Annotated in this window: 6 protein-coding genes; 5 read left to right on the top strand and 1 reads right to left on the bottom strand. The window is 36.4% G+C overall.

Annotation, left to right across the window (positions count from 1 at the left end):
* Nucleotides 1-93: 93 nt before the first annotated feature.
* Genes A2290_01895 through A2290_01905 form a run of 3 tightly spaced genes read left to right on the top strand, consistent with a single transcriptional unit; the run spans nucleotide 94 to nucleotide 4,052 of the window.
* Nucleotides 94-1,920 carry a hypothetical protein gene (locus tag A2290_01895; protein ID OGC14583.1) on the top strand — a complete coding sequence of 609 codons (1,827 nt, stop codon included), beginning with the start codon at nucleotides 94-96 and terminating at the stop codon, nucleotides 1,918-1,920.
* Nucleotides 1,921-1,956: 36 nt separating this feature from the next.
* A complete protein-coding gene (locus tag A2290_01900; protein ID OGC14589.1) occupies nucleotides 1,957-2,646 on the top strand; it encodes a DNA-binding response regulator in 690 nt (229 codons plus the stop codon).
* Nucleotides 2,643-4,052, top strand: a complete 1,410-nt coding sequence (locus A2290_01905; GenBank protein ID OGC14584.1) for a hypothetical protein — start codon at nucleotides 2,643-2,645, stop codon at nucleotides 4,050-4,052. The genes A2290_01900 and A2290_01905 overlap by 4 nt, the downstream gene beginning before the upstream one ends.
* A gap of 27 nt (nucleotides 4,053-4,079) precedes the next feature.
* On the opposite strand, the gene A2290_01910 is transcribed toward A2290_01905, so the two are convergent.
* A complete protein-coding gene (locus A2290_01910) occupies nucleotides 4,080-4,997 on the bottom strand; it encodes a cation transporter (protein ID OGC14585.1) in 918 nt (305 codons plus the stop codon).
* Nucleotides 4,998-5,354: 357 nt separating this feature from the next.
* On the opposite strand from A2290_01910, the gene A2290_01915 reads away from it, so the two are divergent.
* Nucleotides 5,355-6,596, top strand: coding sequence for a hypothetical protein (locus tag A2290_01915; protein OGC14586.1), 1,242 nt, complete (start codon nucleotides 5,355-5,357; stop codon nucleotides 6,594-6,596).
* Nucleotides 6,597-6,694: 98 nt separating this feature from the next.
* The coding region (locus A2290_01920) for a phosphate ABC transporter substrate-binding protein PstS (protein ID OGC14587.1) at nucleotides 6,695-7,631 on the top strand (937 nt) is incomplete at its 3' end.

Raw genomic sequence — 7,631 nt, forward strand, 5'->3', positions numbered from 1 at the left:
ATTTTTTCTGAAATTTTTCTGAAAAGATTAAGATGAAGCTTTGTCAACAAGAATAATGTTTTATTATTACTTTTAAAAAGAGGGTGATTTGTTTTGAGGAGTAGTTTTACTTATAAAAAAGGTGGTTCATCGTCAACTTATAGGACTGTTGCAGCAGATTGGCTTAAACCTGCTGGCCCGATAAGTATGTTTCAGCCTTTTGCATATGATATGGCATTTGCTGTCAGGCGTATGGCAGGAGACTCTCAAGTTTTAACGATTTCTCCAGATGGTTTTTGCGTTTCTGATAAGTTGTTAGCATTGAATACTTCTTATCCTAAAGGTTTATGTGACAAGCTTATTTTTGGTGGCATTAGATCTATTAAGGTAAATCGTCCATTGAGAACGATAGAGGTTACGAACGGTTTAGTTGCGATTTTTGAAGTCGTAATGAATCCAAACGGGAAAACTTTAGAAGGAGTTATTAAAGAGCTTACGGATAAAGGGATTATTGCTCCTGAGCTTGTTGCTCAGGATGATAAAAAAACGGAGACTGAGCCCCCTTTATTAATTAATGCGGTTAAACCTTCTATTCCTGTTATCAGTGTAGGAGATAGGCCCCTTAAAGAGCAATTAGATGAAGTTTTTCAGTATTGGAGGGAGATTCTTTCTCCATCCTTGACAAATCTTATAGAAGAAAACCATTATAACGCAGAACAGGCTGAAAAAGCTTTGGATATTGCAAGAAATGTAAGAATCGATTTTTTCTCTTGGGATGGGCTTGGCGCAAAAGATGCTTCAAGATTTTCAAGGCTTTTGTATCATTTATATATTGAAGCAACAGGAGGGCATATAGCAGGGATTCCTCGGCGTCAACCGGGGACCACTCTTCAAACAGAAATTTATTATAGACTGGGGTTTAAGCCTGTTACTAAAGATGACAAAGATAAAGATAAACGAGTTACGTATGAATGGGATTCATATACGAGAGATAAAGAATTTCTTTCATTTTTGAAGAAGAGATTTTTTGATGAATCTACAGGTAAATTATCTCACCATAAATATAAAGAAAAAAAACGAATATATAATGGAAGGTTTGGATTAGGTAGACTTACTTTTGATGAAATCTTGTTACTTGAAGCCATTTTTAGGGGAGAAGTTCCTCTTATTGATGGGAAAGAGAACCTGTTTAAAATGAAAACAAATGAGGCTGTTTCCTTGGTGGAAGGGAAAGAAACAGAAAGAGACCCTTATTCAAAAATAATAATAGAGATGAGAGAAAAATTTCCTTTCTTTGGAGTATACCTTCCTATGGATGAGGTAAGATGGTGTAAAGATGTTATTTCCCGAAAAATTGATTTATCATTTAAAGATAGGATTCGTGTTGAGAGAGTTTTAAAAAGGGTTATTTTAAAAGAAATTGGACTGTTGGAATTTAATGCAAGAGAGATAAAGTGGATAATAAATTATATACTTTGCCATATTCTACTTCATCAAACAGACTATGTGTTTCATATGGCAAAGGAGAGAAAGAGCCTTACTTTTAATGGAAAAGAGATACAACGTGCGATAGCGGAGAGACTTAAAGAGATCAATCAAACAGGAAAACTTTTTCCTGAAGAGGCGTTGATGATACATCATGATGGTAAGATTGTAGTTTCTGCTGAGCATCGTCAAGCCCTTGAAGAACCTGTTTTACAGATGATTGTAGACTACATGAAGACTAATGTTCTTTCTGCGCAAAATATTATAACCGCATATGAAAAGGGGTATGAATCTCTTCATAAAAAAGATTCAGGAGATGTCAAATTGGTTAGAACAGAAGATGGGACACCTATTGTATGGACGGAATTTTTATCCATACTTGAGCTTTATGAAAAAGGGGAATACCCTCCTGTTTTGATGGAAGATCCTCTTTGGGAGAAATTTCAGAAGACATAATGGCTTAATTTTTCTCTCTGGTGTAAAATGTTTGTAATGCAGGAAATTTTGATAATTGATGATGAAAAAGATATTGTTTCCGCAATAGAATACAATCTTGTAAAAGATGGGTTTAAAGTTTCAAAAGCTTTTGACGGCCATAACGGGCTAAAGCTTGCAAAAGATAAAATTCCGCAGTTAATTTTACTTGATCTTATGCTTCCTGGTATCCCAGGGCTTGAAGTTTGCAAAATATTAAAAAGCGATCCTAAAACCAAAGAGATCCCTATAATTATGCTTACAGCAAAAGTGTCTGAAACTGATAAAGTAGTCGGGCTTGAGCTTGGAGCCGATGATTATATTACAAAACCTTTTAGCATGAGGGAGCTTTTGGCTCGAGTAAAGGCAATTCTCAAAAGATATGGAAAAGAAGACCCTCTTATTTATTCTCCTATTATCAGATTTTCTAATCTTGAAATAGACTCAGAAAAACATGTCGTTAGAGCTTTGAATAAAGAACTTGAATTGACTGCAAAAGAGTTCGACCTTTTAAAATATTTTGCCGAAAATGAAGGGAGGGTTCTTAACCGTGAAAAGCTTCTTGATAAGGTTTGGGGGATAGATGTTGCAATTGAAACTCGTACTGTTGATGTTCATATAAGACGGTTAAGGGAAAAACTTGGTAAGGTGGGAAGCTATATCCATACTTTGCGTGGAGTAGGATATAAGTTTGAGGCTAAAAGATGAAAGGCTTTAAAAAAATTAAATATGCGCTTTTTTTTGCGTTTTTTGGTATATCTATTTTAAGCTTGTTTTTGTTTATTTTTTTGTTTTTTTCCCCCCTTTATTCGATCCCTTATAAAAATGAAATTATAAATCATGTTCATAGGGCCTCAACTATTGCCTTGTTTGTTTCATTGTTTGTTGCTGTGGCGGTAAGCATTCTTTTCTCTAAGTTTTTTTCAGATCCGATTATAAGGTTGTCTGAAATTGCAAAGATGATTGCGAAGGGCAAATTCCCTCAAACAATAATTCATAAATCGAAATTTGAGATAGGAGAGCTGGAAAAATCGATGGAGCTTATGAATGAAAGTCTACAGACTACAATCCAAAAATTTTCTTCAAAAAACAGTCAGATTTCTGCCGTTTTATCAAGTATGAATGAAGGCGTTTTGGCCGTTGACAGGAGAGGCAGGGTTATCTTCGCAAATTCTGCGATTGAAAAGATACTTGGCGTTACAGAGCCTGAGATTTTGCAAAAAACCATAAGAGAAGTTATTCGCAATAACGAAATAACCGATATTGTTGAAAAATCTTTAAAAACAGGCGAGCGAGTAAAAGAAGAGATTAATGTTGTTCTTCCGTTTGAAGGCGTTTTTGATGCTAATGCCAATCCGGTTATTGATGAAGAGAAAAATATTTTAGGGGTGGTTTGTGTTTTGCACGATATTACAGAAATAAGAAAACTTACGAGACACAGGTCTGAATTTGTTGCTAATGTTTCACATGAGTTAAAGACTCCTCTCACAGCTATTCGCAGTTATGTTGAAACTCTTCTCCTGGGGGCTATTGGTGATAAAGAAAATAATATTAAATTTTTAGGGAAAATTGATAAACATGCTAAAAATCTTTCGGCGTTGATAGATGATATTCTTGAAATTTCAAAACTGGAATCAAAAAAAGAGCTTGGTCCTTTTGTGAGGATCGATATTACCAAAATTATGGAACATGCCGTAGATACCGTTCTGGAAAAAGCCCAGAAAAAAAATATAATATTTGGAAAAAAATGTCAGGGAGAATCTATTTTTGTTTTTGGCATAGAAGACCATATTTATAGAGCTATTTTGAATGTTTTGGATAATGCTGTTAACTATAGTAATCATGGCGGAAGCGTAAAGATTTCGTGCGCAAAAAATGATGGAAAGGTTGTTATATCGATTTCAGATACAGGAATAGGAATTTCAAAAGACCATATTCCAAGGTTGTTTGAGCGTTTCTATAGAGTTGATAATGCCCGCTCACGAGATCTTGGGGGGACAGGGCTTGGTCTTGCGATTGTTAAACATGTTATGAGTGTGCATAATGGAGAAGTAAATGTAATAAGTAATGAGGGGACAGGTTCTACCTTTACCTTAATTTTTCCTGGCATTTAACTTTAACCTCGATTATCATAATCAGGGTTAAAGCTTTTCAGGTTCGGTGTGAATATTTATAATAGTTCCTTCTCCGTATCTTCCTTTTATTTTATTTTCGATTTCAGTATTAATATTGTGCGCCTCAATGATGCTTAATGTCCTACAAACTCTTATATGAATGTCGATTACTATTTTATTCCCGATTTTCCTTGTTTTTAAATTATGCGGATCCTTTGCGCCGCTTGTCGTTTTTACAATGCCAACTATTTCATCTTCTGTTTTTTCATCCAATGATTCTTCAAGTAGTTCATTGATACTTCCTATCAAAATAACATAAGCGGCTTTTAATATGAAGAAGCTTACAATAATTGCGGCCAGAGGATCGAGTATAGTCCCTTTCTGTCCGAGTAAAATTGCCCCTCCGATTCCAAACAATACGCCGATAGAAGAAAACGCATCGGCCCTATGGTCCCATGCGTTTGCGATTACAGCCTGGCTTTTTATCTTAGCGCCGATTGTGATAGTGTATCTATAAAGTAATTCTTTGGTTGTTATGGAGACAACTGCGGCTATTAAAGCGATAATCCCTGGAGTGGGGAGGGGATTTTTTAATATTATTACTGAATAGATGTTTTTTCCTCCGGTATACAAGATTCCGATACCTACAAAAAAGAGAGTAAGGCCGATTATTGTTGTTACAAGTGTTTCAAATTTCCCATGACCATAATCATGATCCTTATCGGAAGGTTTTTTTATTATTTTAAGGCTGAGTAGCAATATTATATCTGTAATAAAATCGGACAATGAATGGATGGCATCTGCTATCATCGCTTCACTTCTTCCAAATATTCCTGCAAATAATTTGAATGAAGTTAAAGCTAAATTCACAAATAGTCCGGCCCATGTGACATGGCTCGCTCTCTTTGCTCTAAATTCATCTGAATTAATTTCTGTTTTATCCATTTGATTGTTGTTAAGCTCATCCTTCGACAAGCTCAGGACAAGCTCAGGACAAGCTCAGGATGACATTTCGAAACACGCCCTTAATTATAAACCAGTAATTATTAATGTCTAGTTTTTTCAAAAAGAGAGCTTCTCAGTCTTAACCCCGATTATGATAATCGGGATTCATAGTCTAGCGGGAGGGAAGTAACTTTGTAACCTTTTTGTAACATTTTCTTCATATTCTCTTAATAATCTTCCTGGATAATGTAATTGTAAGTTTGTTAAATGATTTTTTTATTGGGAGGTGAATTAAATTAGAAAGCAGTAAGCGGATGTAGGGGCGCAAAGTTTTGCTCTTTTAATAGGAGGTATATTATGAAAAAAGTTTCTTTATTAATTTTTAGTTTAATCATTTTATTGGGATTTACATCGGCTTCTATTGCGGCAACTGTTGATGAAATAAAAATTTATTTGGAACAGCTCAACCAGAAGCTTATGCAGGCAAAAGCTGACAAGGATTTTGACAGGATAAAAAAAGTGCAAACTCTGATTTCTAAAACCAGTAAAGAATTAGAAGAAGCTAAAGTGGAGGATGATTTTGCAAGCGTTGATGAAAGCGTTCAAGATGTAAAAGAAGAGATGAACCTTGCCTTTACAGATTTAAAGAGTCAGATTGACAAAGTTAAAAAAGATAACAGTGATGTAAAAGTAAGCTCCGAAATTCATTTTAATTGGGTTAATACAGGGACTGGCTCTACCGGATTTGATGTTACCAGGGCATACATCAATTTCAAAAATAAACTTGATTGGAATGCTTCTGCTCGTATAACGCTTGACGTTGCAAGATTAAGTACAAGCGTTGATACCCAAAGCCGAAATCAGCAGCTTTCTGACTATCTAAAATATGCGTATGTCGAAATACCACTTGGAATCTCTTCCTCGATTTTTCCCAACTTAACAGGAAAAGTTGGCCTTCAGCATACTGTGTGGATTGATTGGGCGGACAAAATGCTTGGAATGCGTTTTATAGCAAAGAGCCTTGTTGATAATGAAGGGATTATGTCTTCTGCCGACTTTGGATTAGGGGCGTTGGGTAAAATATCAGCTTCAGGGCTACCAGAAATTGAGTATCATACGACACTTATTAACGGTTCTGGCTATAAATCCGCCGAAACCAACACAAGCAAAGACTTTGGAATTAGGCTTAATTCAACTGTTTATGAAAACGAAAAAACAGGAAATATTATTGCTGGGCTATTTGGCAATATAAAAGGAATTGATACTAATGATACAGATGGAACAAGCAGGCAGGTTGGGACAATGGTTGGATTAAAAAATAATATGGGAACTATTTATGGTGAATACATTTATGGAACAGGAATTTCGGGCTATAGCTTTGGCGGCAAATATGAGCTTTATCCAAGGTATACTCTGTTTGCGCGTATGGATAATTATGATCCCAACAGAAGTGTTTCTAATGATCAAACAGACCGTGCTTTTTACGGCATAACATATAAAGCAGGGGATAATATTGATTTTGCCATAGATGCGCAAAGCCAAACAAGAGCTAACGCAACAACAACTGCTCTATATTTTCATACAAAAGTCGAAATGTAGCCTTTGCTCAGCGCCCTCCCCCAATTTATAGATGGTTTGAGGGTTGGAAGACATGAACCCTCTCCCAAAGGGAGAGGGGATTAAGGAGGAGAAAAAAGATGTTAAAAAAAATGTTATTAGTTTTACTTTCACTTGTTTTTGTTTCGGGAGCGGCCATGGCTGTTGACTTAAGCGGTGCGGGGGCCACATTCCCATACCCGATATATTCAAAATGGATTTCTGACTACTCAAAAGCGACCGGTAACAAAATAAACTATCAACCAATAGGTTCGGGAGGTGGGATACGTCAATTTACGTCGGGCATTGTCGATTTTGGAGGATCTGATGCTCCAATGACAAACGATGAAATTTCAAAAGCGGGAGGAGATATTCTTCATATCCCGACTGTAATGGGCGCAGTATCAGTTGTTTATAATCTTCCGGGGATAAAAGGCTTAAAACTTGATGCTAATTCCTTGGCCGGTATTTTCCTTGGGAATATTAAAATGTGGAATGATGATGCAATTGCAAAATTAAATCCTTCCGCAAATCTTCCCAATAAAGCAATTACTGTTGCTCATAGGAGTGACGGGAGCGGAACAACAGATATATTTACAAATTATTTAGCCAAAGTAAGCACCGGTTGGGCCTCAAAAGTTGGTGCCGGAAAAGCGGTAAATTGGCCTGTAGGGGTCGGAGGAAAAGGAAATTCCGGAGTTGCGGGAGTTGTTAAGGTTAATGAAGGGGCAATTGGTTATGTTGAGTTATCATATGCTATGGAAAACAACCTTTCTGTTATATCTCTAAAGAACAGGGCAGGATATTATGTAATTCCATCTCTTGATTCTACTTCAGCCAGTGCCGATGGAGCTCTTAGCAAAATTCCGTCAGATTTCAGAGCCGACCTTACAAATGCGCCCGGCAAAAATTCTTATCCAATTGTCGGAATGACCTGGCTTTTGGTTCACAAAAACCAAAAAGATACTGCAAAGGGAAAGACTCTTGTCGATTTTTTGAAGTGGTCGCTTACAGACGGACAAAAATACGCGGCTGATC

This window comes from candidate division WOR-1 bacterium RIFOXYB2_FULL_36_35 (genome assembly GCA_001771505.1).
Lineage (GTDB): Bacteria > Margulisbacteria > WOR-1 > XYC2-FULL-46-14 > XYC2-FULL-37-10 > XYB2-FULL-36-35.

Bases quoted from the DNA above. Each gene is read 5' to 3' on its own strand.
- A2290_01905 (OGC14584.1), top strand. From the start codon at position 2,643: ATGAAAGGCTTTAAAAAAATTAAATATGCGCTTTTTTTTGCGTTTTTT.
- A2290_01910 (OGC14585.1), bottom strand. From the start codon at position 4,997: ATGGATAAAACAGAAATTAATTCAGATGAATTTAGAGCAAAGAGAGCG.
- A2290_01915 (OGC14586.1), top strand. From the start codon at position 5,355: ATGAAAAAAGTTTCTTTATTAATTTTTAGTTTAATCATTTTATTGGGA.
- A2290_01900 (OGC14589.1), top strand. From the start codon at position 1,957: ATGCAGGAAATTTTGATAATTGATGATGAAAAAGATATTGTTTCCGCA.